This window comes from Enterococcus sp. DIV0187 (assembly GCF_051713785.1).
Classification (GTDB): Bacteria; Bacillota; Bacilli; order Lactobacillales; family Enterococcaceae; genus Enterococcus_A; species Enterococcus_A avium.
Genome location: NZ_JBIOQO010000001.1, coordinates 2,780,435 through 2,807,100 on the forward strand (window position 1 = coordinate 2,780,435; position 26,666 = coordinate 2,807,100).

General features: G+C 42.3%; 28 protein-coding genes. 3 read left to right on the forward strand and 25 right to left on the reverse strand.

The window, feature by feature from the left end:
• The first annotated feature begins 6 nt into the window (after positions 1-6).
• Entirely contained in the window at positions 7-972 is a 966-nt protein-coding gene (locus IGI52_RS13615) for a siderophore ABC transporter substrate-binding protein (RefSeq protein WP_311871853.1), read from the forward strand.
• Positions 973-1,011: 39 nt separating this feature from the next.
• Here the strand turns inward: IGI52_RS13615 and IGI52_RS13620 are convergent, their stop codons facing one another.
• From IGI52_RS13620 to IGI52_RS13670, 11 genes are all read right to left on the reverse strand, one after another.
• Positions 1,012-1,671, reverse strand: coding sequence for a Crp/Fnr family transcriptional regulator (locus IGI52_RS13620; RefSeq protein ID WP_311871854.1), 660 nt, complete (start codon positions 1,669-1,671; stop codon positions 1,012-1,014).
• A gap of 34 nt (positions 1,672-1,705) precedes the next feature.
• On the reverse strand, positions 1,706-2,242 hold the full coding sequence (locus IGI52_RS13625; protein ID WP_311871855.1) for a DNA-binding protein: 537 nt from the start codon (positions 2,240-2,242) through the stop codon (positions 1,706-1,708).
• Between the two features lies 1 nt (position 2,243).
• Positions 2,244-2,474, reverse strand: a complete 231-nt coding sequence (locus IGI52_RS13630) for a heavy-metal-associated domain-containing protein (protein ID WP_311871856.1) — start codon at positions 2,472-2,474, stop codon at positions 2,244-2,246.
• Positions 2,475-2,506: 32 nt separating this feature from the next.
• Positions 2,507-4,417, reverse strand: a complete 1,911-nt coding sequence (locus tag IGI52_RS13635; RefSeq protein WP_311871858.1) for a heavy metal translocating P-type ATPase — start codon at positions 4,415-4,417, stop codon at positions 2,507-2,509.
• Positions 4,418-4,695: 278 nt separating this feature from the next.
• Positions 4,696-5,106, reverse strand: coding sequence for an NAD(+)--rifampin ADP-ribosyltransferase (gene arr, locus IGI52_RS13640; RefSeq protein WP_311871861.1), 411 nt, complete (start codon positions 5,104-5,106; stop codon positions 4,696-4,698).
• A gap of 65 nt (positions 5,107-5,171) precedes the next feature.
• Positions 5,172-6,728: a sialidase family protein gene (locus IGI52_RS13645; protein WP_311871862.1), complete on the reverse strand. Its 1,557-nt coding sequence runs from the start codon at positions 6,726-6,728 to the stop codon at positions 5,172-5,174.
• Positions 6,729-6,829: 101 nt separating this feature from the next.
• The gene (locus IGI52_RS13650) at positions 6,830-7,720 is read right to left on the reverse strand and encodes a sulfite exporter TauE/SafE family protein (RefSeq protein WP_016179376.1); all 891 of its coding nucleotides are present in this window, start codon (positions 7,718-7,720) and stop codon (positions 6,830-6,832) included.
• 209 nt (positions 7,721-7,929) lie between these two features.
• Positions 7,930-8,295, reverse strand: a complete 366-nt coding sequence (locus tag IGI52_RS13655; RefSeq protein WP_070503734.1) for a VOC family protein — start codon at positions 8,293-8,295, stop codon at positions 7,930-7,932.
• Complete coding sequence (locus IGI52_RS13660) at positions 8,288-8,638, reverse strand: iron chaperone (protein ID WP_311871863.1); 351 nt, start codon at positions 8,636-8,638, stop codon at positions 8,288-8,290. The genes IGI52_RS13655 and IGI52_RS13660 overlap by 8 nt, the downstream gene beginning before the upstream one ends.
• Positions 8,639-8,700: 62 nt before the next feature.
• Positions 8,701-9,009 (reverse strand): hypothetical protein, encoded by a 309-nt coding sequence (locus IGI52_RS13665; protein ID WP_049221924.1) that lies wholly within the window; start codon positions 9,007-9,009, stop codon positions 8,701-8,703.
• Complete coding sequence (locus IGI52_RS13670) at positions 9,009-9,962, reverse strand: helix-turn-helix transcriptional regulator (protein ID WP_311922366.1); 954 nt, start codon at positions 9,960-9,962, stop codon at positions 9,009-9,011. Before IGI52_RS13670 ends, IGI52_RS13665 begins: the two co-directional genes overlap by 1 nt.
• A gap of 166 nt (positions 9,963-10,128) precedes the next feature.
• Here IGI52_RS13670 and proC point away from each other — a divergent pair, with 166 nt between their 5' ends.
• Positions 10,129-10,941, forward strand: coding sequence for a pyrroline-5-carboxylate reductase (gene proC, locus IGI52_RS13675; RefSeq protein WP_049221923.1), 813 nt, complete (start codon positions 10,129-10,131; stop codon positions 10,939-10,941).
• Positions 10,942-11,028: 87 nt separating this feature from the next.
• On the opposite strand, the gene lpdA is transcribed toward proC, so the two are convergent.
• From lpdA to IGI52_RS13730, 11 genes are all read right to left on the reverse strand, one after another.
• On the reverse strand, positions 11,029-12,420 hold the full coding sequence (gene lpdA / locus IGI52_RS13680; RefSeq protein ID WP_438781583.1) for a dihydrolipoyl dehydrogenase: 1,392 nt from the start codon (positions 12,418-12,420) through the stop codon (positions 11,029-11,031).
• Between the two features lie 12 nt (positions 12,421-12,432).
• Entirely contained in the window at positions 12,433-13,650 is a 1,218-nt protein-coding gene (locus IGI52_RS13685) for a dihydrolipoamide acetyltransferase family protein (RefSeq protein WP_102866073.1), read from the reverse strand.
• A gap of 11 nt (positions 13,651-13,661) precedes the next feature.
• A complete protein-coding gene (locus tag IGI52_RS13690; protein ID WP_016179368.1) occupies positions 13,662-14,639 on the reverse strand; it encodes an alpha-ketoacid dehydrogenase subunit beta in 978 nt (325 codons plus the stop codon).
• A gap of 126 nt (positions 14,640-14,765) precedes the next feature.
• Positions 14,766-15,770, reverse strand: coding sequence for a thiamine pyrophosphate-dependent dehydrogenase E1 component subunit alpha (locus tag IGI52_RS13695; RefSeq protein ID WP_016179367.1), 1,005 nt, complete (start codon positions 15,768-15,770; stop codon positions 14,766-14,768).
• Between the two features lie 15 nt (positions 15,771-15,785).
• Entirely contained in the window at positions 15,786-16,742 is a 957-nt protein-coding gene (locus tag IGI52_RS13700) for a sugar-binding transcriptional regulator (protein WP_016179366.1), read from the reverse strand.
• Positions 16,743-17,289: 547 nt separating this feature from the next.
• Positions 17,290-17,562 carry a hypothetical protein gene (locus IGI52_RS13705; protein ID WP_016179365.1) on the reverse strand — a complete coding sequence of 91 codons (273 nt, stop codon included), beginning with the start codon at positions 17,560-17,562 and terminating at the stop codon, positions 17,290-17,292.
• A 9-nt stretch (positions 17,563-17,571) separates the two neighbouring features.
• Positions 17,572-18,309, reverse strand: coding sequence for an SDR family NAD(P)-dependent oxidoreductase (locus IGI52_RS13710; RefSeq protein ID WP_438781584.1), 738 nt, complete (start codon positions 18,307-18,309; stop codon positions 17,572-17,574).
• Between the two features lie 96 nt (positions 18,310-18,405).
• Positions 18,406-18,684 carry a PTS sugar transporter subunit IIB gene (locus tag IGI52_RS13715; RefSeq protein ID WP_016179363.1) on the reverse strand — a complete coding sequence of 93 codons (279 nt, stop codon included), beginning with the start codon at positions 18,682-18,684 and terminating at the stop codon, positions 18,406-18,408.
• Positions 18,677-20,089 carry a PTS galactitol transporter subunit IIC gene (locus IGI52_RS13720; RefSeq protein WP_016179362.1) on the reverse strand — a complete coding sequence of 471 codons (1,413 nt, stop codon included), beginning with the start codon at positions 20,087-20,089 and terminating at the stop codon, positions 18,677-18,679. The genes IGI52_RS13715 and IGI52_RS13720 overlap by 8 nt, the downstream gene beginning before the upstream one ends.
• Positions 20,090-20,110: 21 nt before the next feature.
• Positions 20,111-20,575: a PTS sugar transporter subunit IIA gene (locus tag IGI52_RS13725; RefSeq protein WP_016179361.1), complete on the reverse strand. Its 465-nt coding sequence runs from the start codon at positions 20,573-20,575 to the stop codon at positions 20,111-20,113.
• Positions 20,568-22,709 carry a BglG family transcription antiterminator gene (locus IGI52_RS13730; RefSeq protein WP_207487755.1) on the reverse strand — a complete coding sequence of 714 codons (2,142 nt, stop codon included), beginning with the start codon at positions 22,707-22,709 and terminating at the stop codon, positions 20,568-20,570. The genes IGI52_RS13725 and IGI52_RS13730 overlap by 8 nt, the downstream gene beginning before the upstream one ends.
• A gap of 188 nt (positions 22,710-22,897) precedes the next feature.
• On the opposite strand from IGI52_RS13730, the gene IGI52_RS13735 reads away from it, so the two are divergent.
• Entirely contained in the window at positions 22,898-23,929 is a 1,032-nt protein-coding gene (locus IGI52_RS13735) for a zinc-binding dehydrogenase (protein ID WP_438781586.1), read from the forward strand.
• A 158-nt stretch (positions 23,930-24,087) separates the two neighbouring features.
• Here IGI52_RS13735 and IGI52_RS13740 read toward each other — a convergent pair whose 3' ends face one another.
• From IGI52_RS13740 to IGI52_RS13750, 3 genes are read right to left on the reverse strand one after another with little or no spacing between them, the layout of a single operon-like run.
• Positions 24,088-24,735 carry a class II aldolase/adducin family protein gene (locus IGI52_RS13740; protein WP_048720057.1) on the reverse strand — a complete coding sequence of 216 codons (648 nt, stop codon included), beginning with the start codon at positions 24,733-24,735 and terminating at the stop codon, positions 24,088-24,090.
• Positions 24,729-25,241 carry a hypothetical protein gene (locus tag IGI52_RS13745; RefSeq protein ID WP_016179357.1) on the reverse strand — a complete coding sequence of 171 codons (513 nt, stop codon included), beginning with the start codon at positions 25,239-25,241 and terminating at the stop codon, positions 24,729-24,731. The genes IGI52_RS13740 and IGI52_RS13745 overlap by 7 nt, the downstream gene beginning before the upstream one ends.
• A 29-nt stretch (positions 25,242-25,270) precedes the next feature.
• The gene (locus IGI52_RS13750) at positions 25,271-26,641 is read right to left on the reverse strand and encodes a PTS galactitol transporter subunit IIC (RefSeq protein ID WP_016179356.1); all 1,371 of its coding nucleotides are present in this window, start codon (positions 26,639-26,641) and stop codon (positions 25,271-25,273) included.
• Positions 26,642-26,666 lie beyond the last annotated feature (25 nt).

The following is a 26,666-nucleotide window of genomic DNA, read 5'->3' on the forward strand; positions in this document are numbered from 1 at the left end:
ACAGAAATGAAAAAATATATTGTTGGCTTATCGATGGTGTTGCTTAGTTTAGGATTGGTCGGCTGCGGTTCGACAAATAATGAAGTAAGCAGCGATTCGACGGGGAAAGCCGCGACAAGCAGCACAGCCAAAGAAGAGACGCTTGAAGTGAATGACTCCAACGGAAAAGTAACTGTACCAAAGAATCCTAAAAAGGTCGTCGTTTTCGATAACGGGTCTTTAGATACCTTGGATGCACTAGGAGTAGGTGATAAAGTCGTGGGTGCGGCAACGGATAATTTGCCCGCTTACTTAGATGACTATAAGAAGGTCGATTCAGCTGGCGGGATTAAGGAACCTGATTTAGAAAAAATCAATCAAATGAAACCTGATTTGATCATTATCTCTGGCCGACAAAGCGACTTTTTAGAACAATTAAAAGAAATCGCTCCAACCATGTATCTAGCGGTGGACACTTCTGATACCTGGAATTCTATCAAACAAAATGTTGAAACCTTAGGAAAAATCTTTGGCAAGGAAAAAGCTGCCGAAAAACAATTAGCAGCGCTTGAAACCAGCATCAAAGAAACCAAAGAAAAAGCTGTTGAAAGTAAAGACAAAGCATTGACTGTGCTTGTTAACGAAGGTCAATTGTCTACTTATGGGAAAGATTCACGCTTCGGGATTGTTTACGATACCTTCGGCTTTGCAGAAGCAGATGATGCCATCAAAGCCTCTACACATGGTCAAAGCGTTTCATATGAATATGTCCTAGATAAAAATCCAGATGTATTGTTTGTCGTTGATCGGACGAAAGCAATCGGTGGCGATGACAGTAATAATAATGTCGCTGACAATGAATTAGTCGCTCAAACAACTGCCGGCAAAGACAAAAAAGTCATTTCATTACAGCCGGATGTTTGGTACCTAAGCGGTGGCGGATTGGAATCCGTTAAAATGATGCTTGAAGACGTCAACCAAGCATTTGAATAATCAGGAAAATAGGAGGGTGTGACTGTCACACTCTCCTCTTTATAGATCCTCCAATCCATTCTTATCTAATAAAACAATTTGCCGCCTCTCCCGGCTAATCAGCTTCAGCTTTTCTAATCGTTTAAATTTTCTAGACAGTGTTTCTGGTGTCGTTCCTAAGAACAAAGCCAACTCCTTCATTTTCATTGGTAAAATGAAGGTATTCGCTTCAGCAACCTTTGCCAAATCCAGCAGATAAGTCGCTAGACGTTCTTCTACTTTTTCCATCATCAAAAACTGCGTCTGCTGCTCAGTCTTGACCATTTTTGCCGCATTAATCTCCAATAGCTTCAGACTTAATTGCGGATAGTCTAGTAACAATTTAGAAAAATCTTGTTTCTTCAGAATACAAACTTCCGTAGGCTCCAATGCTTCACCAAACAATACCTCATTCCGCACACCAAACAATTGATTTTCACCTTCGTAACCACCAGGCGCTACCACACGCAGAAGTTGCTCCTTGCCATTTGACGAAAGCTGATACACTTTTATATTTCCACGAGCCACAATGACCAGCTGTTCTTCTCCGTCTGGTGTAAAGACCTGTTCCCCTTTATCAACAATCCGATGCTTGATTAACGCGTGAATCTTTTTTTGATCCGCAAGCTCAAGATGGTTAAATAATGGAACTAAAGAAACACATAGATGTTCTTGATGCATGGAGACCCTCCTTAGTTTGTATGATGATCCTCAGCTATTCGTCATCATCCTTTTCAAATTCCTCGTGCACATCATTTCCTAAATAGCGCTGCCAAAGCAATACTTGGTGTTTGATCCATGTATAAAGCTTTTTCAGGTATTCAGCTAAGCCGAACTTTTCTTCCTTTTCAGCTAATGCAATTCCACGAGTGATAAATAAATTCTGAGTAGATAAATCAGTGACGAGCTCATTAAGAATATAATCAGCCGCTTCATATTTCAGCCGACCGCTTTCCTTGATCATCGCATAGCTCGTAAATTCCTCTAGAGTTGTAGGAATGAGCTCTCCTTCATCTAATACCAAGCGGCTCAATTCGTCAAACAACTGATCCTCTTCGACAATCATCGTTTTCAGTTTAGGCTCAGCAAAACCTCGCACGCTACCTTTTAAATAATACTCCGCTTGGCGTAATTTCACACGATGGATAAATAAATTGGCTAAAATATGGCTGATCATCGCAGCAGCTGTCGGTGTGTGATGATCCGCTTCACTTTTTATTCGTTCTGCTTGATACGTTTCCTCTGCGTTCATTTTATGCCAACTCCTTTACTTTCATTGCTTCTACTTCGTACCCTAAATCTTCAATAACCTTTTTTAAAGCATCCGGGCTCGTCTCATCCAAACGAAGATCCGCTTTAACTTTACTAGCGTTAAATAGAACTTTTACCTTATCAACACCCTCTTGCTGACCCACCGCGTTCTCAATTTTTTGCATACATGATGGACACGTTAAGGTGCCTAATTGAATAATGACTCTTTTCATGGTTGTTTTCCCCCTCATTTCTCTTGATACTCCTATTCTACTGAGTCCTGTTCCATAACAAATTGATTTCTATCAAGTTTTGAATTTTTTGTGTGATAAGAAAGCAAACGCATCCCATTAATGACCACCACTAGGATACTTAATTCATGGAAGAACATTCCACTAGCCATATAGACATAACCAAAAATCAAACCAATCAGTAAAAATAGAACTGTCCCAATCGCAATCGCGATGTTCTCCTTCATGTTCAATACTGTTTTTTTCGTTAGACGATACGCATGGACCAGCTTTTCTAGTTTTGACTGAATCAATACAATATCTGAGGTTTCCACCGCCACGTCTGTTCCGCCGCCCATGGCAATGCCGATATCAGCTAATGCAATCGAAGGACTGTCATTGATCCCATCTCCAACAAAGGCAACAACCTCACCAGCCTCCTGTAATTGATGGATAAAGGCTGACTTTTCTTCAGGCAGCAGTTCCCCATAAATTTCAGATAAGCCTAATTCCTTCCCAACGATTTCAGCTGTTGTTTGATTATCACCAGACAACATGATCAAGCGCTTAATGCCATTTTTCTTTAGCTTATCGAGCGTCTCCGCTGCTTCTGGACGAAGTTGATCTTTGATTCCGATCACCTGCACCACTTGATTTTCTGCTGCTACGAAGACGATTGAATGACCTTGCAGCTGTAATTGCTCGACATCAGTCTTCACGACAACCGGAAGTGAAATACTCTGCTCCTGCATCAATGCTTTGTTTCCGATCGCTAATTGAACACCGTCAGCTGTTGCGATCATTCCCTTGCCCTTTTCAACCACTGTATCCGTCACTTTGATCTCTGCTGTTTTTGCCTTATCCTCTACATAATCAACAATCGCCCGTCCTAGCGGATGATCAGATTCACTTTCGATGGCTGCTGCTAAAAGTAAATAGTCACGCGCTTGATTTCCATAAGCTTTTGCGAACGCTACACTAGGTTTTCCGTTAGTCAACGTCCCCGTCTTATCAAAAACCATCGTATTCACACGGCTAAAGGTATTCATTACTTCGCTACCCTTAATCAAGATGCCGTTCTTCGCACCATTTCCGATTCCCGCAACATTCGACACAGGCACCCCGATAATCAGCGCCCCCGGACATCCAAGTACCAGAATCGTGATTGCTATGCGAACATCACGTGTTATTATCCCAATAAGCGCGGCTAAAACTAAAATAAGCGGAGTGTAATACTTGGCAAAGCGATCAATAAAACGTTCTGCCAATGACTTGCTGTCTTGCGCCTCTTCCACTAACTCGATAATTTTTCCAAAAGTTGTTTCTTCACCAACTCGTTGCGCTTCGATTTTTAGCGTGCCATTTTCCAAGAACGTTCCAGCAAATACCTGATCGTTCTTTTCCTTAAATACAGGATTTGATTCGCCGGTAACATTTGCTTCATTGAGATAGCCGGTCCCTTCGATCACATACCCGTCCACAGGAACCTGTGCTCCTGTTTTAACTAATAAACGATCACCAATTGCGACTTCATCAATATCGATTTCTTCTGCGGCATTTCCTATCAGTCTCCAAGCCGTTGCAGGTGCCAGCTTTACTAGTTTTTGTATTGCTGAGCGGGTGCGCTCCAATGTTTTTTGCTCAAGTAAATGGCCTAGTAAAAACAGGAAGGTCACGATCGCTGATTCATTGTATTCGCCAATAATGAACGCACCAACCACCGCAATGGTGACTAACAAATCAATACTGATGACCTTCACCTTCGCTGCTTGATATGCTTGAATCGCAATTGGTGCTACACCAAAAATCGATGCCAGTGCCATCCCACTATCGTAGACTGTCATTTGATGAAATAGGACTTTGGCGGCAATCGCTACGACAATAAAGAAGCCGCTGACGAAGGTGATGGCTTTTTTGTGTGCGATTATTTCCTTCTGATACATCATTTTTCTCACCCCTCTTCTTTTCACTATTAGTTTACAAAGATCCTAAGGAGAAATAATTGACAACTATCAAGAAAACAAAAAAATCGACCGCAATAACCTACGATCGATCCTGTAAAATTAAATTAAGCTAATATACAACGGAACCATTTCTTCCAAAGCTTGGGTTGTCGTTTCATCAATATTTGGGATAACGGCTGTTTTAAAGAACAATTTACCCAGTTGGAAGCTGCGCTCTGGCTGCGTATTGTCAGATAAAAACACTGACAATGGCAAGTCGATTATTCATTAATGGCTTCGATACCCTGCTGCTTCATTTTTTCGACATGCGCCAACATTGTTTGCAGCTGCTCCTCAGAGTGCCCAGTCCATTCTCTTACCTCACCAACAACCTTTATAGGCTGACGCGTGCGATACGAGCGAGTGGGATTTCCGGGAAATTTTTTATTCGTAACATTAGGATCGTCCTCAAAAACTCCCGTCGGTTCCACTTGATAAATCCGTTGTGGGGAATCTCCTAACGCCAGTTCAGCACCCCAGATTGCCGCATCCATCGTCGCCGAAAAATAAACAAAATTCGCTTTAGCTTGTTTGCCATAGTTTGATTTTTTTCCAGCCTCCAATAATTCTCCAACCTTCAAATCAGCTTTCGTTCCATGATAAAACGGGCCTTTATCCAATCTAGCTTCCATCGAATCACTCCATCATCTTTTTTCTGTAACCGAGCAGTATAGCAAGAAAAGGCTAGAGTGTAAACTTATTCAGTCGGCTTTACTTCCGATAGCTGTTCGGCAAATTGCCACGTCTCGCCATTATCAGAAGAACGATACAGGCAAGCAAACATTTTCCCCTGATCAATCCCCGCCATTTTCAATAAATAGAATTTCGTTTCTAATTGATTGGTACTGACCTGTGTCACCTCGTTGGGCGTTTGGAAAAGATCCAATCCACCGGTCTGATAATCCGCGGGAATTGTCACGACCGCTTCTTTGAAGGAACTGCCGCTATTATTAGTGTAGTATAGGTTCTCCCGAGTAGAAACGAAGCCCAGTGTCGGATTGACAAAGCTAACATTTTGAACCGGCTGATTAATGGTTGTCCCATTGCTTCTAGACCACGTTTTACCAAAATCATTCGTTTGGAAGATTTCTAATCCTTCCGAAGATACCTCTGGTGAAGCATTAGAATAAACCAGTACACCGCTGCCATCAGCGAAAAACTGCGCCTTGCGATAACGAATCCTCTGAGCATTCTCTGAGACGAGGGATTTTTGCCATGTCTTCCCTTGATCGTGGGAAAATAAGAAAGACAACTCCTTTTCGTTATCGGAATAAATAAACCAAGAAAAATCTGGCGCAATATTATAGGTTTTATCCATCCAGTAGCCCAGCGGAATCTCGCCGCTAGTTAACAAATAGCTGCCAGAGCGCATCCATTCTGATTTCAGCGGTACAAATGACCAAGTACTTCCGCTATCGGTTGTCATATATAGCTCATAGGTTTCATTATTCAAATCCAATTGATTGGCCTGATTCGTCCGTTTTTCTGGTGCCGTTCCCTGCTGGACTATCAAATCATCGCTCGAAAGTGGTGCAGCTTCGCTTGATACTGTGGACTTCGCTGGTTCTGAGTGACCACCATAAAGATTTTGATGACGATTCAGTCCATCATACGTAAATACCCCGGCTGCTCCTAGAAAAAGCAGGCTGATCATCAGAAGCACCCATTTCTGATTTACTTCCTGTGCTTTTGGAAAGGTCATTGGCAGTCGCTCGGGGTCTTCATTGACCACAAATAATTGAACGGTAGAAAAGCCCCAAAACTCTTGATGATTGCCTAAATAGATCGTCGCGCCGTCGAAGGTCGTCGTTAATTCAATACATTCTATTTTTAATAGACGAATCACGGGCTTTCGCTTTTCTTCCGCTAAATAATAGGCCTCCTGATCTTGATAGACGACCGGGTATTTCGCAGCTTTTTTCACCTGTCGTTCCAAAAATCGTTGGAACGAACGGCGCAGCTCGATTCCTTGAATCACGTTTACAATGAAAAAGAGCACCACTGCGAGCACACTAAGCAGTCCCAGCACGAGAGAAAAATGATAAAATCCCCGTAACCAATAGCCGCTGTCGATCGAGCGTACACGCATTTCTAACTGCTGATAGACAAAACTGCCGATTCCAAAAAAGAGCACACTTGTGATTATTAAAAATAAAAAGGCAGACACCAGATTTTTTTGGCGATTCTTTCTTGCTCGCTTGTATATCGGCTCTGCCGCAGAAAGCAATTCAATGATTAATAATTCCTGATCCATCCTGTCTCCTATCCGTACATTCTTTTAGTTATTATCTGCCAAAAATCAATGCATGAATAGCTTCTTTCACTGAATTTAAAAAAAGCCCTAGAGATTTCTCTCTAAGACTTCTTCAGACTCCCTGTAACCACCTGCATTCCCTTACGGATGTAAGTAAAACCTGAATAAAGAACTACCGCAATCACAACCCAAGTCAATACGTTCATATTTAAACCAGTGACAAAACGCGTCGCGATGATCACCCCAATGATTCCGCCGATCGTAATTCCAAGGCTGACCTTACGAGAATAATCACCTGATTTAATAAAGTTTGTTCCTGCAACCGGCATCAATCCGGCACAAGAAGCCATCATGATAGGAAAAGCGACTAATGGACTCAAGCCTAGCATGTATACCATTGCCATACATGGTGCGTATAGACCCACACCGATCGTCATTAATGCGCCTAAAATAAAGTTTCCGACAATACCGACAATCAATTTTATCCCCGTCAAGCTGGTCAAATGATTGCCTGTTCCTAATAAATCAAGTAGGCCTAATTGCTTCAACGCCATCAAGGCCGCAGTGATAATCAACGCGATCCCCATATAAAACTGCACTTTTTTCTCAGGCAGCTTGCTGACGGTTTTTGAACCAACATATGAACCTATGATTGCTGCGAGAACTAATGAAAATAAGGTTAGCGGTGCTACTTTGACAACTGTAATAAAAATAAATGCTTCAATAATAACTGGAACTGTGTGAGAAACGTTCAATGTTCCCGGCAATTGACGGTCATTGTCTAATTGCTTCGTCGTTTCCAGCAGCATCGTCGTTGGCGCGAAGCTTCCGATTCCCAGCGTATCCATCGCGTCAGTAATAAAACCAATCACACCAGAAACCAAGAAGTTCCCACCGCCCCAGTTTCCACGTTCAGCAATCAAATCGCGAACAAAATAAAAAAGATAATAAACCAATAGGACGCCTAACAGTCCCAACAAAATTTGTACCATAATACTCTCCTTTAAATAAAATAATCAATGAAAGCTCTTTTTCCTCTTAAGATAATACAACAATTCACAAGAATTTTGACTTAAATCAAGTAATAGTTTGATGATATTCGTCAAATAAAGCAGCTAGGTTTCAATGAGTTTTAATAACGGATTGCTATTTCATAGCTGCATTATGCTTTCAAAAAAAATAACCCTCAATTACTTGAAGGTCATTCACTCAACACAAAATAATTATTTTCAGGATCGGCGAAATTGAATAGACGCTTTCCGCCTTGCTCCATCATAGGATTTACATTCGGACTAAGTCTTTTCAGTCGCTCATGATAGCTGTCTAAATCAGTTACCTTTAATAGCAGCGAAGGAAAGTTATCAACTACCTCCGGTGACACCTCTTCAATAAAGCGGCGATCAAATAGAACCAGCTGGACCGCTTCAAATAATTCTACCGTCACCTGTAAAGAGTCATCCGGCATGGTTTGCTGCGAAGCAATTTTCCCGTCTAATCCTTCCTGCCAAAAAGCTGCGGCTCCCGCGACATCATCGACATATAGCATAATCTCTATTCCCTTAAGCATTTTTCTCCACCACTTCCTTTAGACGAAATCGGACCATCTTTGTAATCAATTCTCTCGGCAACTCTTTCGTATATGGAAATTGTAAAGCGCCTTTTGATGTTTTATAATCCTTCAGTTGTTTCTCAAATGCCGACATTGCACTTGGTGTCGGATAGAAACCTAGGTGTTTTTTCATCGCGCCAAAGTGAACCAAATTTTCCGTTAAATAGAAGGTTGGCATACCATAAGAGAGTTTTTCAGTGGTTTCGACTGGGAGCATTTCTTTAATAAGTTGATAGATTTCCTTAAGCATTGGTTGTTGGTCCTTTTCAGCATCATTGATGTATTCTTCAATCGGTGACATCACTTCACGCCCTTTTTCTTTTTAGTCTAGCGGAAATCATTGAAAAGGTATACAAACTTGCTTTACTCGTCCTTTAATAAATCACCTAAAGAAAAACCGTCGAAGGTCTCACCATCATAATATTTCAGTAACTGCTCCGGTGTTAATAATGAAGAGGTCATATCTTCCTCTTTATCCTCCACCTGATTCAAGGCTGCATATTCCTGGTATTGCTCTGCTAACTGGCGATACATCGCTTTTTTCGAAGGTCCTTCTCCTGTGATAAACGGCAACTCCTTAATGTGCCCACGATAAAGCGGCAATTCCCCTACCCAGTCAATCGGCTGCTCAACAACAGTCAAATGAACGTCGTCAAAAAGGTCTTCATACATTAGTTTTCTTCCTCTCGCATTTTTCGGTATTGGCGCGGTGTAACTCCTACAAGCTGCTTAAAGCGTTTATAAAAAAAGGCTTTATCCTTGTACCCCAAGCGCTCTATGATTGTTTGAATGGTTAGATCTGTTTGCTCCAAATAGCTTTTACAGCGTTCGATTCTTCTAAACAAAACAAGCTCAGTAAATGTGTGCCCCGTCTTTTCCTTTAACAGACTTGACAAATAATTCGGATGAAAATGAAATTTTTGAGCCACCTCCTCTAAGGTCACTTGTTCTAACCGAGCATCGACATAGGTTAAAATCTCCTCTGTTAATTGTCCATTCGATACAAAGTTGTCCTTTGCGATCAGCCGTTCGGGTGCTGCTTGACTAATTTCCACGATCAAAAGAACAAATGCAGATTTGGTCACTTTATTGTTAAAGTATTCCATCTTAACCACTTGCTTCAGCAGTAACAGCGCGTAAAAATGCACATCCGTTACCTCCGCAAAGTCATAAATCAAAAAACGTGGAACATCATTCAATTCAACACTCAAAGCTTCAACAAAAAAACGATAAAGCAGCGGCTCTTCAAAAAACTGTCCTAAAAGCGATTCCGTAAAGTACCCTGCTTTAAAATAAAAAGCAATGATTTCCGTTTCTAAGTTGCCCTGATAGGAAAGAATCGTGCCCTCATTGGCGATGATCAATCCTCCAGTCCTCAACGCCTTTTCTGAACCATCAATCCTAACAGACACAGCTCCTTTCATCACGTACAATATACGTATGAAACCAGTAGGAATCTCAATCCGATCCCTTGTCTCCTTTGTTACAAAAGCCGCGATTTCCCGCTGCGGATTATCAGCAAAGCGTTGAACCTCATCACTCATCTGACCATCCCCAACTAAGTAGCAATCCAATGTTTTTAGAAATTGATAGAAGCTGGTGTACTGCGCTTTTGTTACCTCCATTTTATCCCACCTTAGAATCAAACACTTTCTTCTTTGTCTACACTATTTTAAATAAGGCTCAATAAGCATATAATTTCTTTATTGATTGTACCATGTTTAGGTATTTTAAACATTTGATTCAAACACTTTCCGCAGTTAAACGGATTAAAAACAAGGAGGATGTACAATGAAAATTGGTTTTATTGGTGCCGGCAATATGGCATCTGCAATTGTTGAAGGAATGGTTCAAAAAGGCTTTAGCAAACCAGAAAACATTTACTTATATGATATCGCAACAGAGAAAGTCCAAGCATTCGCCGAAAAAATCGGCGCTCATGCACTTAGTGATCCGCAAGAAGTTATTAAAACAGTCGACACCTTAATTTTAGCGGTCAAACCAAATGTTATTAAGGGAGTCTTATTAGAGGCAAAAGACGCAATCCTGCAAAATGATCCATTGATCGTCTCTATTGCTGCTGGAACAAGCACCGAGGCTATTTATGAAGTATTTGAAACGGATCAACCGATTCGAATTGTACGTGTCATGCCGAATATGAATGCGATGGTCGGTGAAGGTGCAGCGGCTGTTTGCGGAAATCCAAGTGCCACAAAAGAAGACGTCGCAACGATCATTGATCTATTTAATGCAGTCGGCAAAGCCTGGCCGCTAGAAGAAAAATATTTCTCCATCTTCACAGCGATCGCTGGCAGTTCACCTGCTTACACCTTCTTATTTATTGATTCGATTGCTCGTGCAGCGGTGAAAAATGGCTTGCCAAAAAATATCGCGCTAGAAATGGCAACCCAAGCAGTTCTAGGCAGTGCCGAGACCTTAGCCTACAGTAAAGAAAATCCATGGGAGCTAATCGACCGCGTAAGCTCACCCGGCGGAACAACCGTCGCTGGAATCGTTGAACTAGAAGACAACGCCTTTATCTCAACAGTGATTAAGGGAATCGATGCTACGATTCGTAAAGATGAAGAATTAGGAAAGAAATAGACTAAAAACAGGTGTCTCTCTCAAAACTGAGAAAGACACCTGTTTTATATATTCCCTAAGAAGCAACTTTTTCCGGCATAACCTTTTTTACATATGAATCGGCAAGCCTAACCCAACTTCACAAGCATCCATCACCATCTCGGATAATGTAGGATGCCCATGGATCGTCAGCGAAATATCTTCTAACGTCAGATAAGATTCGATCGCCAGAGTGATCTCAGCCACTAGATCACTGGCGTTGACACCGACGATTTGGGCACCTAAAATTAGCTCCGTCTCCGCTTCAAACACTAAGCGGACAAAACCTTCAGTCGCATTTAAGGATAACGCGCGGCCATTTGCTTGCATCGGAAAATTCGCCGTATTAGCTTTGAACCCTTCCGCTTTGGCTTCTGCCAACGTATAACCGACTGTTGCTACTTCTGGATCGGTAAAACAGATTGCTGGGATTGCGCGATAATCTTTAGCGACATTTTTCCCGCCGATGACTTCTGCCGCGACCTTCGCTTCATAGCTTGCTTTATGAGCAAGTGCTAAGCCCTCAACAATATCACCAATAGCAAAAATATTTTTTTGAGACGTTCGGTATTGTTCATCTACCTTGACTAGATTTCTCTCCGTCAGTTTGACTCCAGCCTTTTCCAAGCCCAAGTTCTCGGTATTCGGTCTTCGCCCGACTGTTACCATCACGTAATCTGCTTCGATCGTTTGGGTTTTACCTTTAACTTCAAACTCTACTGCCACACCATTTGTCGTTTCAACAGCTTTTTTGGCTTTCGCATTCGTAAAGACTTCTACGCCATTTTGCTTGAAACGTTTCGCCACTAACTCAGAAATATCACTTTCAAAATTCGGTACAATATTCGGACTGCCTTCAATGATCGTGACTTCCGATCCTAGATTACGATAGGCACCGCCGAGCTCCGATCCGACGATCCCGCCGCCGATAATGATCAGCTTCTTCGGAATCTCTTTTAGGTTCAATCCGCCAGTGGAATCCAGCACCCGACCGGCAAACGTAAAGCCGGGAATTTCGATCGGGCGGCTGCCGGTTGCCACGATTGCGTGTTTGAATTCTAATTTTTCTTCACCATTTTTCGTTGTGATCCTCATGCTCTGCGGACCTGTGAATGTGGCCCGCCCCATAATAACTTCTGCACCATTTTTCTTTAAGAGCATACCAACGCCGGAAGTCAGTGTTTTTACAACCTGCTGATCCTTCCACTGCTGCGTCTTCGTAAAGTCCAGCTGTGCTTCCTTCACACTCAAGCCTAGAAAGTCAGAATGCTGTGCTTCTTGATAGCGATGACCTGCAGTGATCAAGGCCTTCGAAGGAATACATCCGACATTCAAGCATACGCCGCCAATATGCTCTGCTTCTACTACAGTCACCTTTTGTCCTAATTGTGCTGCGCGAATGGCTGCGACATAACCGCCAGGTCCGGCGCCAATTACGACTGTATCTGTCTTTTTCGTCATGGTCAGCCTCCTCTACAGCAACAAACTCATTGGATTTTCCAGCAGGTCAACGATCATACTTAAAAACGCTGCGGCTGGTGCGCCATCAGCCACTCGATGGTCAAAGGACAGGCAAAGATTCAACGCGGTAATTGTCGCTACTTGTGGTCCTTCTGGCGTATCTTCAACAACAAGCTTTTCGTAGCTTCCACCAACACCTAAAATCGCCACTTCTGGCAAGTTGATGATTGGGTTAAAGGTTTGCACCTTGCTGCGGCCTAACGAGCTGATAGTGAAGGTGCCGCCGCTCATTTCCGCTGGCATCAATTGACCTTCACGAGCTTTCTTTGTCATAGCCTTGACCGCTGCTGTCAGATCGCTTAAGCCCATTTGACTGGCTTGCTCTACGACTGGCACCACTAATCCTGCGTCCACGGCCACCGCAACACCAAGATTGACCTGATCAAATTGCTTAATTCCTTCTTTATACGCATGTGCGTTAAATTCAGGATATGCCTTTAATGCCACCATTGCTGCTTTTGCGATGATCTCTAGGAAGGATAATCGTTGATCGGTACGTTCCTCTACCATTGGCAATAATTGCTTCCGCAGTTCGATTACTTTAGTTAAATCAACTTCAGCATTCATGGTGACATGCGGAATCGTCTGTTTGCTCTCTGACATCTTGTCTGCAATAGCTTTACGCATGCCGCTCCAAGGAATCAGCTCGCCTTCTGTCGCTGCCGCTTTTGATGCAGCAGCTGTGGCTGGTTCTTGATATTCCTTCACGTCCATTGCTTGGATTCGACCTTTCGGGCCAGACCCCTGAACCTTTTTCAAATCGATTCCCTTTTCTCTGGCAATCCGCCGCGCTGCTGGTGTTGCCCGAACTTTAGTCGTTGCAGCGGCTGTTTCCTGCGTTGGCTCCGCTACCGCTTCGGCAGCCTTTTCAAGCTCTTCTTCAACTGCCGCCTCAGCTTCACCACTCGGCATTTCCGCAGGAACGTCTTCCCCAGCTTCACCGATGTAGGCGATTACAGAATTTACTGGAGCGCTCTCCCCATCGCCAATATATTTTTTGAGTAAAATTCCTTCATCATAGGCTTCCACTTCGATCGCGATTTTATCGGTCATCACTTCAAAAATTGCTTCCCCGATCTCCACAGAATCGCCTTCATTTTTCAGCCACGTCGTGATCGTTCCAACATCCATCGTGGAACTTAACTTCGGCATCAATACTTCATTCGCCATTTTTATCCCCCCTATGCCATCAATCCGCGACAAGCTTCAACAATGTCTTCTACTTGCGGTACAGCTTTTTTCTCAAGCTCTGGATGATACGGCATTGGAATTTCTTTTCCGGCTAAACGAATGATGGGCGCGTCTAAGAAATCAAAGCACTCTTCTTCAGCGATCACACTGGCTAATTCCGCACTAAACCCGCTGCGCTTCACGGCTTCCGTCACAACGACCGCTTTCCCGGTTTTAACCACTGAGTCAATAATCGTTTGCTTATCTAACGGCACCAAGGTCCGTGGATCAACGACTTCAATTTGAATCCCTTCCTCTGCTAAAATATCTGCAGCTTCCAACGCTTTATGCACCATGATTCCAGTTGCTACAACGGAAATATCAGAACCTTCGCGTTTGATATCCGCTACACCGATAGGAATCGTGTATTTGCCTTCCGGTACATCAGAACTCGTTCGATAGCAAAGCTTATGTTCATAAAACATCACAGGATTATTGTCTTCAATCGCCGCATGTAGGAGACCTTTCGCGTCATATGCAGTCGCTGGCTGAATGACTTTTAGCCCAGGAACATGAGCTGTCCAGTTTTCCAAACTTTGCGAGTGCTGCGCCGCTGCTCCTGTTCCTGAACCGCCAGGCGTCCGCATTACCAATGGAATCTTCGCTTTCCCACCGTACATATAACGAATTTTTGCCGCCTGATTGACAATCTGATCCAAGGCAATCGTAATAAAATCTGAAAATTGTATCTCAAAAATCGGACGCATTCCAGTCATAGCCGAACCAACTGCTGCTCCAGCGATCACTGACTCAGAGATCGGAGTTGAGCGTACTCGTTCTTCACCAAATTCTTCCACCATTCCGCGGCTTACACCGAAAGCGCCACCATAAACGCCTATGTCTTCGCCTAACATGAAAATATCTTGATCTTCCCGCATCGCCTCAGACATTGCTTCTCTGACAGCCTCCGCGTAAGTGATTTCTCTCATCTTCTGCTCCTCCTATTTCGTATTAACGTATTTATTTTTCTAAAAGAAAAATAAGTTTGATTCTCACCACGCATACCATTTTACTAACTTGCTAAAGCAAGAAGTAAAACTGGCATCCTATTTCCTCTAGTCTGAATAAACGTCTTCGTACATGCTTTCGATCGCCGGCATTGGGCTTTCTTCTGCAAAAGTCACTGCATCTTCAATCGCTTGCTTTGCAGCTAGACGAATTTCTTCCGCTTCTTCTTCAGTAAAGATTCCCGCCGCTACAAATTTTTCACGAGCCAGTTTAATTGGATCGCGATTTTTGCGCCAATCCTCTTCCTCTTCCTTCGTACGGTATTTCTTCGCGTCAGATTTTGAATGGCCCTTCCAGCGATAGGTCATGGCCTCTATCAAGGTCGGTCCCTCTCCGCGACGGGCTTTTTCAACCGCGTCATAGGTAGTATTGATGACTTCAATGACATCATTTCCTTCTATCGTAATGCCCTCAATGCCATAGGCTTTCGCCCGTTCTGACAAACGATCAACATTCATCATAGTTTTAAATGGTCCGCTCATTCCGTATTGATTATTCTCAATGAAGAAGACTACTGGTAACGACCAAATCGAAGCTAAGTTCAATGATTCATGGAAGCTTCCTTCATTGGTTGAACCGTCGCCAGCATACGCCAAAGCAACCGTGTCATTCTTTTTCAGTTTTGACGTTAATGCGGCACCGGTCGCGATTGGAAAGCCGCCGCCAACGATTCCGTTTGCGCCTAGATTTCCAGTATCCAAATCAGCGATGTGCATCGAACCGCCTTTCCCATTGTTGGTTCCAGTGGTACGGCCGAATAGTTCTGCCATCATTTCATTGATGTTCGTTCCTTTTGCGATCGTTTGTCCATGTCCGCGGTGAGTGGCGGTGATCCAGTCCGTTTTTCTCAAAACCGCTCCGCTACCTGCTGCTGTTGCTTCTTGACCCACCGCTAAGTGAGTCGTCCCATGGATCAAGCCTTTTGCAAAGAGCTGATCGACTTTCTCATCAAAGAAACGGATTTCCCACATTGTGCGATAAAGCTCTACTAAGTTTTCATCCGTCAAACCTGCTCGATTTGGAATCGAGATGTTTTTCGTTGCTGTCATCATTTATGCGCCTCCATTTTATTTATCTTCGTCTAGTAACGTTTTCGCTGTCTCTTCATCGGTGATCAACACATTGACTAAATTGCCTTTTAACGCTGCACGAATTCCGCTAACCTTTTCTTTGCCGCCAGACACACCGATACGTTTTGGAATCTTCTTCAATTCCGCCAAACTGATCGCTAACACTCGATCATTCCACGTACAATCCGCAAGTTTTCCCTCCTCATCAATAAAGTTGTAGCAAATATCTCCCGAGACATTCCCAGCAGATAATTCCTTTCTTAATGGCACCTCTTCATTCGGCAAATATGCTTTGGTCATAGTGGAATAGGCTGGTAACCCGCCGATTCCGACTAATGCGATATCTGCTTTTTTGCCTTTATCAAACACGTTTTTGATAAAGGATTGTGCCATGAATACCTTTTTCGCTTCAGCTGAATCTACCGTAATTGGTGCATGGAGCTCTAGCACCGCTCCGCCACTTTTGCGGGCAAATATTTCACAAACCACATTGGCCTGTAACGCTGTATGCTCCTGACCTAACCCGCCAACCAATGGAATAAAACGAATGTTTTCCATTTGATTTTTCGGCAGGAAATTTTGAGCCGCCTCATGAACGACCATCCCGGCAGAAACGCCGATAGTTTCATCACCTTTTAAGATTCGCGACAAGTATTTTCCAGCCGCGATGCCGATCCGTTTATTCAACATTTCAGCCGCTGCCGGCGCAATACAAATCACCTCAGTCAAACCAAATTTTTCTACCAGCTTCTCCTCTAGCAAGCGATAGGGGTGAACCAGATCATCATGAATAATTATTTCTACCAATCCTAGGGAACGCGCCTTTGCTAAATACTTAGAGACCAGCGACCGGCTAATATTGAACTTTTTTGCAACCTCCGATTGTTTGGCGCCTTCTTCGTAATACATTGAAGCAATCTCCGTCAGTAATCGTGCGTCGTCGGAATAACTCATCTTTTATTCCCTCCTAAGGCGAATCTTTCTTAATTACGTCCAACCATTACCATATGTTCCTATATTTAACATATGTTATAATGCCATCATAAGAGGCTTTACTCCGAGAGTCAACGCTTTCAACAAATGTTTTTATTCACAAGCTCATCTTTACAAAATGTTCCAACGACGCGATTTCCGTAACAAATGTCACGAACCTTCACAAACTTCTTTATTTCGGCATTTATCTAAGAGCAGATAAAAAAATTCATAGTGAAAACCATAAATTATTGGATGAAACCAGACCAATAAGGAGGATTTTCACTATGACTTATTTCTAATACACGATAAGAACCTAATGACATCTAGGTATTAGCATTTAAACTTTAGGCAGTTAATCCCACCAAGCATAACGCCCTTACTTCTTCAGGAAGTCCTAGTTCTCCTTCTCATCCTTATCATAATGGATGCCTGTTCCTGATTAAAGACAACCTTTTTTCATCATTAATCATGAAAGGATGAAAGAATCATAGCTGCTTTTTTGTTGTGAAATCAAAAATTGCGCCGCTTAAATTTTCTCCAGCAGTTGCTGGCAACAGGTATCCATATTAAATTTTGTGATAAAGGCTGTGCCATCGATAATTGGAACATCCGTCGTAAATTGTGGCTGACCGATTGCTACGATCGCTGAGATTCCGTCTGCTACTTCCGTTACATCGTAAATACTTTTTCCTTCCACGCTAACAGTCAGCCCTTTGTCTTTCATAAAAGACTCAATGTAATTGACTGCAAAATTGCGTTTATTCTCTGAGGTACCTGTAACAACTAAAATATTTTTCATATGTTCTCCTTAATAGGTTCGTCCACCGTCTGCTAAAATAATCTGTCCATGAATATAGGAACTTTCCGGGCTTGCCAAAAACAATGCCAGATTGGCGATATCTTCTGGTTGTCCGATACGTTGAATCGGAATCTTTTTCAACAACTCTTGTCGGCTTTCCTCATCAGGATAAAGTGTATCTAAAATATCCGTCTGAATCACTCGTGGAGCAATGGCATTGACATTAATTCCTCTCGGTCCAAACTCTTTCGAAGCTGCTCGCATTAATCCATGCTGTCCGGCTTTTGAGGAAGCATAATGCATCCCACCACCAGTTCCTGTGATGGCTGAACCGGAGGTAATGAAGATGATCTTCCCTTCATTGTCGGAAAAATGCTCATAGAATGCCTTCAGTGTATAGAAGGAGCCATCCAAATTAATTCGTAGTACACGCTGCCACTCCGCGATCGTAATTTCTTTTATCGAATGCAGATAACTGATCCCAGCGTTAATCACTAAAATATCAAGACGGTTAAAATACGCCACCACCTGCTCACTGGCAGCCTTCAATGACTCGGGATCTGAGACATCTGTCTTAATGAAGAGCGTTTCAGCGAAGGCTTGCGAGAACTCCGCCGCGGTTTGTTCCCCGCTCGTTTGGTCGAAGTCCAAAATCACTGTAAATGCTCCAGCCTCTGCAAATTTTTTGGCAATGGCTTTTCCGATGCCTTTCGCAGCCCCCGTGACTACCGCAACTTTCCCTTTCATAGGTCTGCTCCTTTTTCATTTTAAATTTTTTTCCGTACAAAACTATCCAGCTGGTCATTAAGCTAGACACGCTTCTGTACAAAAATCATTGACTTCCTAGCTTAAAATATCCACGATTTTTTGCACATCTGCTTCGATTCCTACACCTGTTAAAAAGGATAATGCGCGAATCACAGGAATATCATCACTTTCATAAGCTGTAGTAGTAACAACTAAGTCAGCCCCATGAATTTTTGACGGCAGTTCAGCTACTTTGCATTGTTCAACCGTTGCAGGAATATTATTTTTTTCCAATTCCTCTTTTACTCGCATACATACGACCGTTGATGTGGCAACACCCGTTCCACAAGCAATTAAGATATGTTTTTTATTCATTCATCTCGGCTCCTTTAACTGTATTGTCAGGATCGTCTTTTCCTGTTGGGATTCCATATTGCTTTTTGATGTCATTTCGCGTCCAGAACCATAGTCCACCGTACATCACTAAAGCGATGGCGCCTGCCATGAAGGCCGGCAGATTCGATGGATCGATCAATTTCAACATGATCCATAAAGTAATGTGGGAGCTCATATCGATCCCTGAGATCATCGTTGCACCTTCAGGAAAGGCAAAGCCTACCGCATGGGCCATTGTTGTAGTCAATGCACCTAAATTCGTCGCGATGAATAAAACGATACAAATCGAAGCGATCGAATTCAGCAATCCTCTGAAAATATTTCCCTTTGAAGCGGCCACAGACCAAATCACAGTAAACGGCAACACCGCCAAATCAGCAAATGGCAACAGTCGGTTAAATGGCAACACCGCCGCCAATAAAATCGTGATCGGTACCATTAACAGTGCTACGGTAATAATCGCTGGATGCGCTGTTACAACCGCCGCATCTAACCCGATATAAACCTCTTTTCCTGGGAAACGCTTTTGAATAAAGGTTTTCGCACCTTCAGCAATCGGTGCTAGACCCTCCATTAATAGAGCAACCATTCTCGGCATCAAGATCATTACCGCAGATGTTTGCACGCCTAACTGGATAATCGCCTGTGAATCATATCCTGCCAGTAAACCCATACCAACACCTAGGACCAACCCGATCATCATCGGTTCGCCAAAAATACCCAAACGTTCTTTTAGATTTTTTGCATTGATATCGATTTTGTTGATGCCTGGAATTTTATCCCATAGTCGGTTCAACGCATAAGTCAGCGGCGCAAAGTTGACCGTCTCTCCATGGGGTAGTGAAATTCCCGGTAATCCAAAGAAATGCTCTACCGCTGGTGCTGTCCAATCGGCTAGTTTGAAAATAATGAAGGTATTTACTAAAGAACAAACAATGGCAATCCAAATCGAATCTGTCGCGTAATAAATCATCGCCCCTGGAAAAATCAAATGCCAATAATTCCATAAATCCACATCCATTGTTTTAGTCTGGTTAAAACGCAGCAATATAATATTAAAAATAAAGATAACAGGAATTAAAATGACTGCAATCGGTGTCGCAAAGGTAATCGCTGCACCAATCGGCCAGCCAACATCTAAAATATCTAACTGCAATCCTAAACGTTCAATCATCGCCTGAGAGGATTTTCCGATGGAATCTGATAGTAAGCCAATCACTAGATTTAATCCGGTAAAACCAATCCCAACCGTTAAACCTGCTCGAAACGACTTGCTTAGCTTTTGCCCTAAGATCACACCAAAAATAGTCAGGATGATCGGCAACATCGCTGCCGCACCAAGGTCTAAGATATAATTCACTCCTGCTTTAAGCATATCTAACATTTTTTCTCCTCCTTGTACTTATCACTGAATGGTCTTCAATAATTGCTCCACCTCAACAACCTTCTCTTTTGCCTTAAGTAACTGTAGATTTTGCTCGTCCTGACATAACAGCATCAACTTTTGCAGCATGACTAATTGGTCTTCCGGCTGCTTAATTGCCAGCATAAAAATAAGCTCCACCTCTAAAAAAACATCCTTACTGGCCATCATTTCAAAGGTCACCGGCTTTTCTAATACTCCCACTAAAAAGCCCTCTTTTTTAACATGAATCGAATCTGTATGAGGGATTGCGACATTGATTCCCTTTGTCGGTAGACCGGTGGGAAAGATACGTTCCCGTTCAATAACGGCTTGTTGATAGCTTGGATGAACGAACTCCGCATCAATCAACACCTCACTCATTTTAGCGAGCAGCGTCTCTTTATCATCCTCATCGAATGAATAATATAAAAACTTTTGGTTTTCTTTTCTCAGTAGTTTATTCATAAGGAAATCCCATCACTTTATCTTCTAATTTTCTTAACTGGTTCATGATCGCTTCTTCCGATTGACACTGATCCATCACGGATATGAAATCTTCCGTTGCTAATATTTCCGTAAAATAATACAAACACGTTCCGATTGAGACACCCTCCGGTAAAGAAAAAGCAATCACATATTTTACCGGATCATTTTTCTGATGATTGAAGGAAACAGGTTCTGCTAACCGAATAAAACTAGCGCCGATTTTTTTGGCCCCATGGGAAAATTCGGCATGAGGAATCGCCACTCCCGGTGAAATGACAATATAAGAATCGAACTCCACGACCATTTGGATCATCGCATCAATGTATTCTTGGGTGATCAGCTTATCCTGCAGGAGCAGATTGCCTGCCTTTTCTACTGCTGCCTGCCAGGAGTTGCACTGCTGATCCAGTGCGATCCGATCAATTGTTAAAATCGCGGTTAATCGATTGATTTCTTGCGTTTCCGTTGACAGGCGTTCATTTAGTTGATTAAAGGACTCAAGATCACCTAGAAAACTTTGATATTCTCCGGCATCAAGATATTTCTGAATGATCGGCAAGAAGTCTTCGATCATTGCTTCTTCCTTCGTAAGTAAATATTCTTGATCAATAAAATGGCGCGGTTTGATTTTGTATAAAACTTTTTGAATGCGAATGATATCCTGCTCTGTCAGAATTGGATTTACGAGGACAACCGGTGATTGATCAAATTGCAGCGGAACAGTAGTTACGATCAAATCCTGATCTTCAGGTTGAATCTTTTGCAGTACATGAGACGAATCGACTGAAATAACGTCAATCTGGGGAAACGCTGATAATAATTTCACTTTGATCAATTGAGCGGTGCCGCTGCCAGAGTTGCATACAATGCGTAGCCGAACCTGTCCTTTTGATTGCGTATGGTTGCTGTTTTCTACAATTGCCATCACATACATAACGATAAAAGAGAGTTCATTTTGCTGAATCTCAACCTCTAAATACTCCTCGATCTTATGCAAATTACGTTTAACGATTTCAAACATCTCGGGATATGATTGATAGATTTCATCAAACAAAACATTGGTAACGCTATCATTTAATGAAAGACGGTAGATCAGAAGCTTCAAATGATTTTCCAATAGATCAAATAGATCACTATTCAAGTAATATTTGATATCCATTTCTCTGGCCAAGTTGAAAATAAACTCATTGATCAAAATTTGAATCTCAATCGAATCAATCTTGCGTCCATTGTTTTTAATGTAGCTTTTTCTGCGCAGCACCGAAATCAAGTAATCCAGTTCCCCAGTCGTTGTTGTGATAGCAAAGCGTTCTTCAATTTTTTTCAGAATCGTTTGAGCAAAACTGGATTTTGAGCTCTCCCGAATTTCCTCCAGCATGTCAGATGCCTCAATAAATCGCTCAAATTTAATGCGCTCGATCATGATAATTAAATAGCAAATCACTTCTTGATAAGAAAAATCAGATAATTGGAGCTGCTCTTCTTTTTCTGCTTCCATTAACAGTTGACTGACGTCCTGATAACGCGTATCAGGATCAATGATTTCTAACAGAAGATTTTGGAAAATATTATTTTCCCATCCCATAGCGTAATCATAGCCATAATCGAATAGTCCATTAAAAATCACTAGCTTGGTCATTGCCGAGCGAATATCAAGCTCATCACCAACCACTTTATAGCCCTTTCCGATATGGGAAAGCAAAACCAAATTATTCTTAACAAACCATTTTTTCAATGCTTCTATATCACTAACAAGTGTATTACGACTAACTAAGAGGTATTCAGAAAGATAGTAAGTTGTCACATAATCATGACTTGTGACCAGAAGCAACGCGAGAATCGTTCGTCTTTCATCGAGGGTTAAATGATAGTGTTGGAAAGACGCATAGGTTTTGAATAATTCCTTTAGATTAACCTCCTTCGGTATTTGTAAAAAACCATCCTCCAAATAGATTGCTTTGTTTCCATTATTACTTTCCAGTTGAAAGTTGATCTCTTTAATATCGTTGCGAATCGTCTGCTCAGAGACATCAAACAATTTGGCATAGTTCACCAATGAATCTTCCTTTTCGTGCAAAATATCCAATAAAATTTTATTGATCCTTCTGTTCATTACTATCACCTCTACACTTTTAATTGTATCTGCCTCCTATTATTTCACAAGACCAATCCTTTTTGTTCGTTTCTCAAAAGAATTGTGATAGATGGCTACTAAACATCTATGATAGGCTTGGCATACAGAGAACAAAAACTTTTTTAATAACAACTTCTAACTAATAAACAATCAAGGAGGATATTAAATTGAAGGCATTGAGGAAATTATCAGCTGGCTTTGGGAATGTAGAATTGTGCGATGTAGAAGCACCCTCAATTAAAGATGATGAAATTATAATCAAAGTAATTTATAGTGGTATCTGCGGCTCAGACATCCATGCATTAAAGGGAGAATATAACAAAAAAATACCATTAACTCTCGGACATGAGTTTAGTGGTATAGTCTATAAAAAAGGAGATAAAGTAACAAATTTTTCTATTGGTGATCGGATAGTTAGTGAGACAACCTATGAAGTTTGTGAAATTTGCCCCTACTGTTTGAAGAAAGAATTCAATCTCTGCAGTCACCGAAAAGGGCTGGGGACACAAGTCGATGGAAGCTTCGCAACGCTTGTTTCAGCAAAAGCCAATCGCTGTCATCACCTGCCGGACTCACTGCCGAATGAAGTCGCTGCACTATTGGAGCCACTAGCTTGCTGCATCCATGCCGCAATGGAAAAAACCACCATTAAAGCAGGTGAAAAGATCGCGGTCTTTGGCCCTGGTCCCATCGGAGTTTTACTCGCCTTAGTCGTAAAATCTTTAGGTTCGGAAGTCACTTTGATCGGGATTACGAAAGATGTCAGTCGTTTGGCAAAAGCTCAAGAACTCGGTATTGAACACGTTATTGATAGTCAAACAACAGAACTAAAAGCGCTCATTAAAGAAGCGACTAACGATTTAGGCTTTGATCAAGTGTTTGAATGCTCCGGCAGTCCGCAAGCACTTCAACAGGCATTGGAGCTTGTTAAGAAAAAGGGAACAGTTATCCAAGAAGGGCTCTTCGCAAAAAATCCTGTTCCCATCGATATGGGCTTACTATTGAACAAAGAGATTCAATTAATCGGATCACGAACTCAAAAACCAAGCTCTTGGTACAAGTCGCTTGAATGGCTAGAGACCTCAAATGTCGATCTCACGCCAATGATCACCAAAATTCTGCCATTGAGTCAGTGGGAGAGAGCCTTTGAGTTGGCGATGAACGGAGAAGAACTAAAGGTTCTGCTGAAACCTGAGTGAGCCCAATAAGTTTTTCCTGATTAATCGACAAGTTGGTTAAATGAAAAGAAGAAGACACAAAAACTGCCTGCCGAGTTTCGGCAGACAGTTCACAATAAAGTGTCTTCCAATCGTCCCTTCAACATAAAATCCAAATTCTCATGATAACAGCTGATTCTTTAGCCCTTCACCTGTCCATAATCTTTAAAGACTTCAACTGCCGTTTGGATCTGTTCCTCATTCAGTTTGGCGACTTTCCCGCCATAGGAATGAGCGACATACAATGTTTTCGCGGCTTCTTCTAAGTAGACGGCCGCATACAACGCCTCTTTCAAGCTCTTGCCGATGGTTACAACACCATGATTTTTCAACACGACAGCTAATTGATCACCAATATGATCCACTACCGCATAGCCCATATCAATACTGGCAGCTGAGCTATATGGTGCCACATTGACATGCCCCTTTGCTGTATTGGCAAGTGTTGTAACATCGCAATCGATGCGATCCACTACTAAACCGATCCCAGTCGCATAGGGCTGATGCGTATGGATCACCGCATTAACCGCAGGCATCTTTTGGAAAATGTAGCGGATCGCGATTGTATCAACACTTGGACGACGTGTACCTTCGATGATTGTTCCATCAAGTGCCATCACCAAGACATCTTCTGGGACCATCTCTTCATACATCATCCCGCTAGGAGTCACCAGTAGCGTTTCTTTATCGATTCGCACACTGACATTTCCGCCGGATAAAGAGATCAGACCATAGCGATCCAATTTTACGCCTGCAGCAATAATTTCTGCTTTTTCTTTTTCTAACATCCGCTTGCCTCTTTTTTCTTTTTGACTTTAGTATTGTATTCAGTATTGACCCTTCTAGCACGCGCCTTCAACGATTCAGGATGTTTTTCATACTCCATATCTAGCAGTAATCGAAATAGCTCCTGTCCGTCGTTATAATTTTTCGTATTCAACCAATAGCGACCCTTCAGCAGCCCGCCTCCATCCATTCGCAGGTACATTTTTCCTGCAGTTGGAAATTCGCGGATTTTAAAGCTTTTAAGCTGCGACAAATGATAGTCATCCGTCCGATTGAAAGAACGAAGCATTAGCGTATCGCCAGTTACATCCACTTCTTTTGGCGTTACTCTGGCCACCAGCGCATTCCAAAAGCTATAAAAAGCGACAATCCCTACTAAAAACATCAAGGCAGGCATTCGATTCGTGACAATTAAGGCGATCGCAATAAGGAAAACGATCAATGAGACTACTCCTGTAAGAAGAACATCTATAAAATACAATGTTTTATCGTATTCAAATCGCTTCATTCGTTCCTCCTCCTTTTCATAGGAAATACTTAGGCAGCTCCTCCGTCATGTAATTGTGCAGCTTCTTTTTTGATCCGGTTACGATTCCAGACAGCCATCGCTAATGCTACGACAGCGCCAATTCCAGTCCCGATATAGCCCAGACCGTTCAATCGAACCAGCACCCAAGTCAATGGGTTAGCCCCATCACAGATAGAAGAAATCTGTGAAGCTCCTTCTGGCATTTCGAAATTCACATTTTTAGCTGCCGTCGTAATCATCGGTGCCAAATCAGTTGCGATCCATAGCCCGAATACTAATACGACCAGCCCGACAATCAAACCTCTAAATCCATTTTCTTTTACAATTGGTGTAATCAAAACGAACATCCATGGGATAACAGCCAAATCGGCAAATGGCAATACTGTGTTCCCAGGTAAAACAACAGCCAAGAAAATCAATAACGGTACTAAGATAAAGGAAATCGCCAATGTCACTGGGTGTCCGACACCAATTGCTGAATCCAATCCGATATAAATTTTCCCGCGATTTTGAAATCTTTCTTGAATAAAATCACTGGCAGCATCACTAATCGGAATCAAACCTTCCATCAATAAAGCGGCCATTTTCGGAATCAAGACTAATACGGCACCTAGTGAAACCCCTAAGGTTAAAACATTTGTTATGTCGTAACCGGCGATGGCCCCGATAACGATCCCCATCACTGTTCCAACTAAGATAGGTTCCCCAAAAACACCAAAGCGACGTTGGACAGTGTCCATATTAATATTGATATCGCGTACACCAGGAATCATATCAATGATTTTGTTGATGACCATTGCGATTGGCGCATAGGCTGTCGTGAATCCATGAGGTAGTGAAACCCCTGGCAGATCCAATGATTTTTCTACCTCTGGAGCAGTAACATCGCCTAGAACCATAATGATCACCATGTTTACAACAGCCGCCAGAATCCCTAACCACAACGTATCTGTAATAATCGCAACTAAAGCACCAGTAAAGGCAAAATGCCAGTAATCCCAAATATCCACGTCAACTGTCTGAGTCGTATTTGTAAAGAGCATTACAATATTCACAACTAACCCTAGTGGGATAATAATCAGCCCTACTGTTGACCCCATGGCAATCGCCGCCGCTGCTGGCCACCCAACATCAATCGTTGAAAGGCTGAGTCCAAAACGGTCAACCATCGCTTGAACAGCTGGCGACAGACTTGTTCCTAACAACGAATTGATGACTAAATTCAATCCAATAAAACCAACACCTACCGTCAAACCTGCTCGAAGACTTTTCCCAACACCTGTTCTGAATGCACAGCCAATAATAAAGATCACAATTGGCATTACAACGGATACTCCTAAGCCCTGAATAAATTGAAACACATTAATAATAGCATCCATGATTCTTCCCCCTTATTACTCCTAA

Bases quoted from the DNA above. Each gene is read 5' to 3' on its own strand.
- IGI52_RS13665 (WP_049221924.1), bottom strand. From the start codon at position 9,009: ATGTATGAAGACCTTTTTGACGACGTTCATTTGACTGTTGTTGAGCAG.
- IGI52_RS13750 (WP_016179356.1), bottom strand. From the start codon at position 26,641: ATGGATGCTATTATTAATGTGTTTCAATTTATTCAGGGCTTAGGAGTA.
- IGI52_RS13720 (WP_016179362.1), bottom strand. From the start codon at position 20,089: ATGTTAGATATGCTTAAAGCAGGAGTGAATTATATCTTAGACCTTGGT.
- IGI52_RS13635 (WP_311871858.1), bottom strand. From the start codon at position 4,417: ATGATGTATCAGAAGGAAATAATCGCACACAAAAAAGCCATCACCTTC.
- IGI52_RS13690 (WP_016179368.1), bottom strand. From the start codon at position 14,639: ATGAGAGAAATCACTTACGCGGAGGCTGTCAGAGAAGCAATGTCTGAG.
- IGI52_RS13625 (WP_311871855.1), bottom strand. From the start codon at position 2,242: ATGAACGCAGAGGAAACGTATCAAGCAGAACGAATAAAAAGTGAAGCG.
- IGI52_RS13615 (WP_311871853.1), top strand. From the start codon at position 7: ATGAAAAAATATATTGTTGGCTTATCGATGGTGTTGCTTAGTTTAGGA.
- IGI52_RS13655 (WP_070503734.1), bottom strand. From the start codon at position 8,295: ATGCTTAAGGGAATAGAGATTATGCTATATGTCGATGATGTCGCGGGA.
- IGI52_RS13740 (WP_048720057.1), bottom strand. From the start codon at position 24,735: ATGTTAGAAAAAGAAAAAGCAGAAATTATTGCTGCAGGCGTAAAATTG.
- IGI52_RS13730 (WP_207487755.1), bottom strand. From the start codon at position 22,709: ATGAACAGAAGGATCAATAAAATTTTATTGGATATTTTGCACGAAAAG.
- IGI52_RS13710 (WP_438781584.1), bottom strand. From the start codon at position 18,309: ATGAAAGGGAAAGTTGCGGTAGTCACGGGGGCTGCGAAAGGCATCGGA.
- proC (WP_049221923.1), top strand. From the start codon at position 10,129: ATGAAAATTGGTTTTATTGGTGCCGGCAATATGGCATCTGCAATTGTT.
- IGI52_RS13715 (WP_016179363.1), bottom strand. From the start codon at position 18,684: ATGAATAAAAAACATATCTTAATTGCTTGTGGAACGGGTGTTGCCACA.
- lpdA (WP_438781583.1), bottom strand. From the start codon at position 12,420: ATGACGAAAAAGACAGATACAGTCGTAATTGGCGCCGGACCTGGCGGT.
- IGI52_RS13705 (WP_016179365.1), bottom strand. From the start codon at position 17,562: ATGAAAAATATTTTAGTTGTTACAGGTACCTCAGAGAATAAACGCAAT.
- IGI52_RS13685 (WP_102866073.1), bottom strand. From the start codon at position 13,650: ATGGCGAATGAAGTATTGATGCCGAAGTTAAGTTCCACGATGGATGTT.
- IGI52_RS13630 (WP_311871856.1), bottom strand. From the start codon at position 2,474: ATGAAAAGAGTCATTATTCAATTAGGCACCTTAACGTGTCCATCATGT.
- arr (WP_311871861.1), bottom strand. From the start codon at position 5,106: ATGGAAGCTAGATTGGATAAAGGCCCGTTTTATCATGGAACGAAAGCT.
- IGI52_RS13650 (WP_016179376.1), bottom strand. From the start codon at position 7,720: ATGGTACAAATTTTGTTGGGACTGTTAGGCGTCCTATTGGTTTATTAT.
- IGI52_RS13725 (WP_016179361.1), bottom strand. From the start codon at position 20,575: ATGAATAAACTACTGAGAAAAGAAAACCAAAAGTTTTTATATTATTCA.
- IGI52_RS13660 (WP_311871863.1), bottom strand. From the start codon at position 8,638: ATGTCACCGATTGAAGAATACATCAATGATGCTGAAAAGGACCAACAA.
- IGI52_RS13670 (WP_311922366.1), bottom strand. From the start codon at position 9,962: ATGGAGGTAACAAAAGCGCAGTACACCAGCTTCTATCAATTTCTAAAA.
- IGI52_RS13745 (WP_016179357.1), bottom strand. From the start codon at position 25,241: ATGAAGCGATTTGAATACGATAAAACATTGTATTTTATAGATGTTCTT.
- IGI52_RS13700 (WP_016179366.1), bottom strand. From the start codon at position 16,742: ATGAGTTATTCCGACGACGCACGATTACTGACGGAGATTGCTTCAATG.
- IGI52_RS13645 (WP_311871862.1), bottom strand. From the start codon at position 6,728: ATGGATCAGGAATTATTAATCATTGAATTGCTTTCTGCGGCAGAGCCG.
- IGI52_RS13620 (WP_311871854.1), bottom strand. From the start codon at position 1,671: ATGCATCAAGAACATCTATGTGTTTCTTTAGTTCCATTATTTAACCAT.
- IGI52_RS13695 (WP_016179367.1), bottom strand. From the start codon at position 15,770: ATGATGACAGCAACGAAAAACATCTCGATTCCAAATCGAGCAGGTTTG.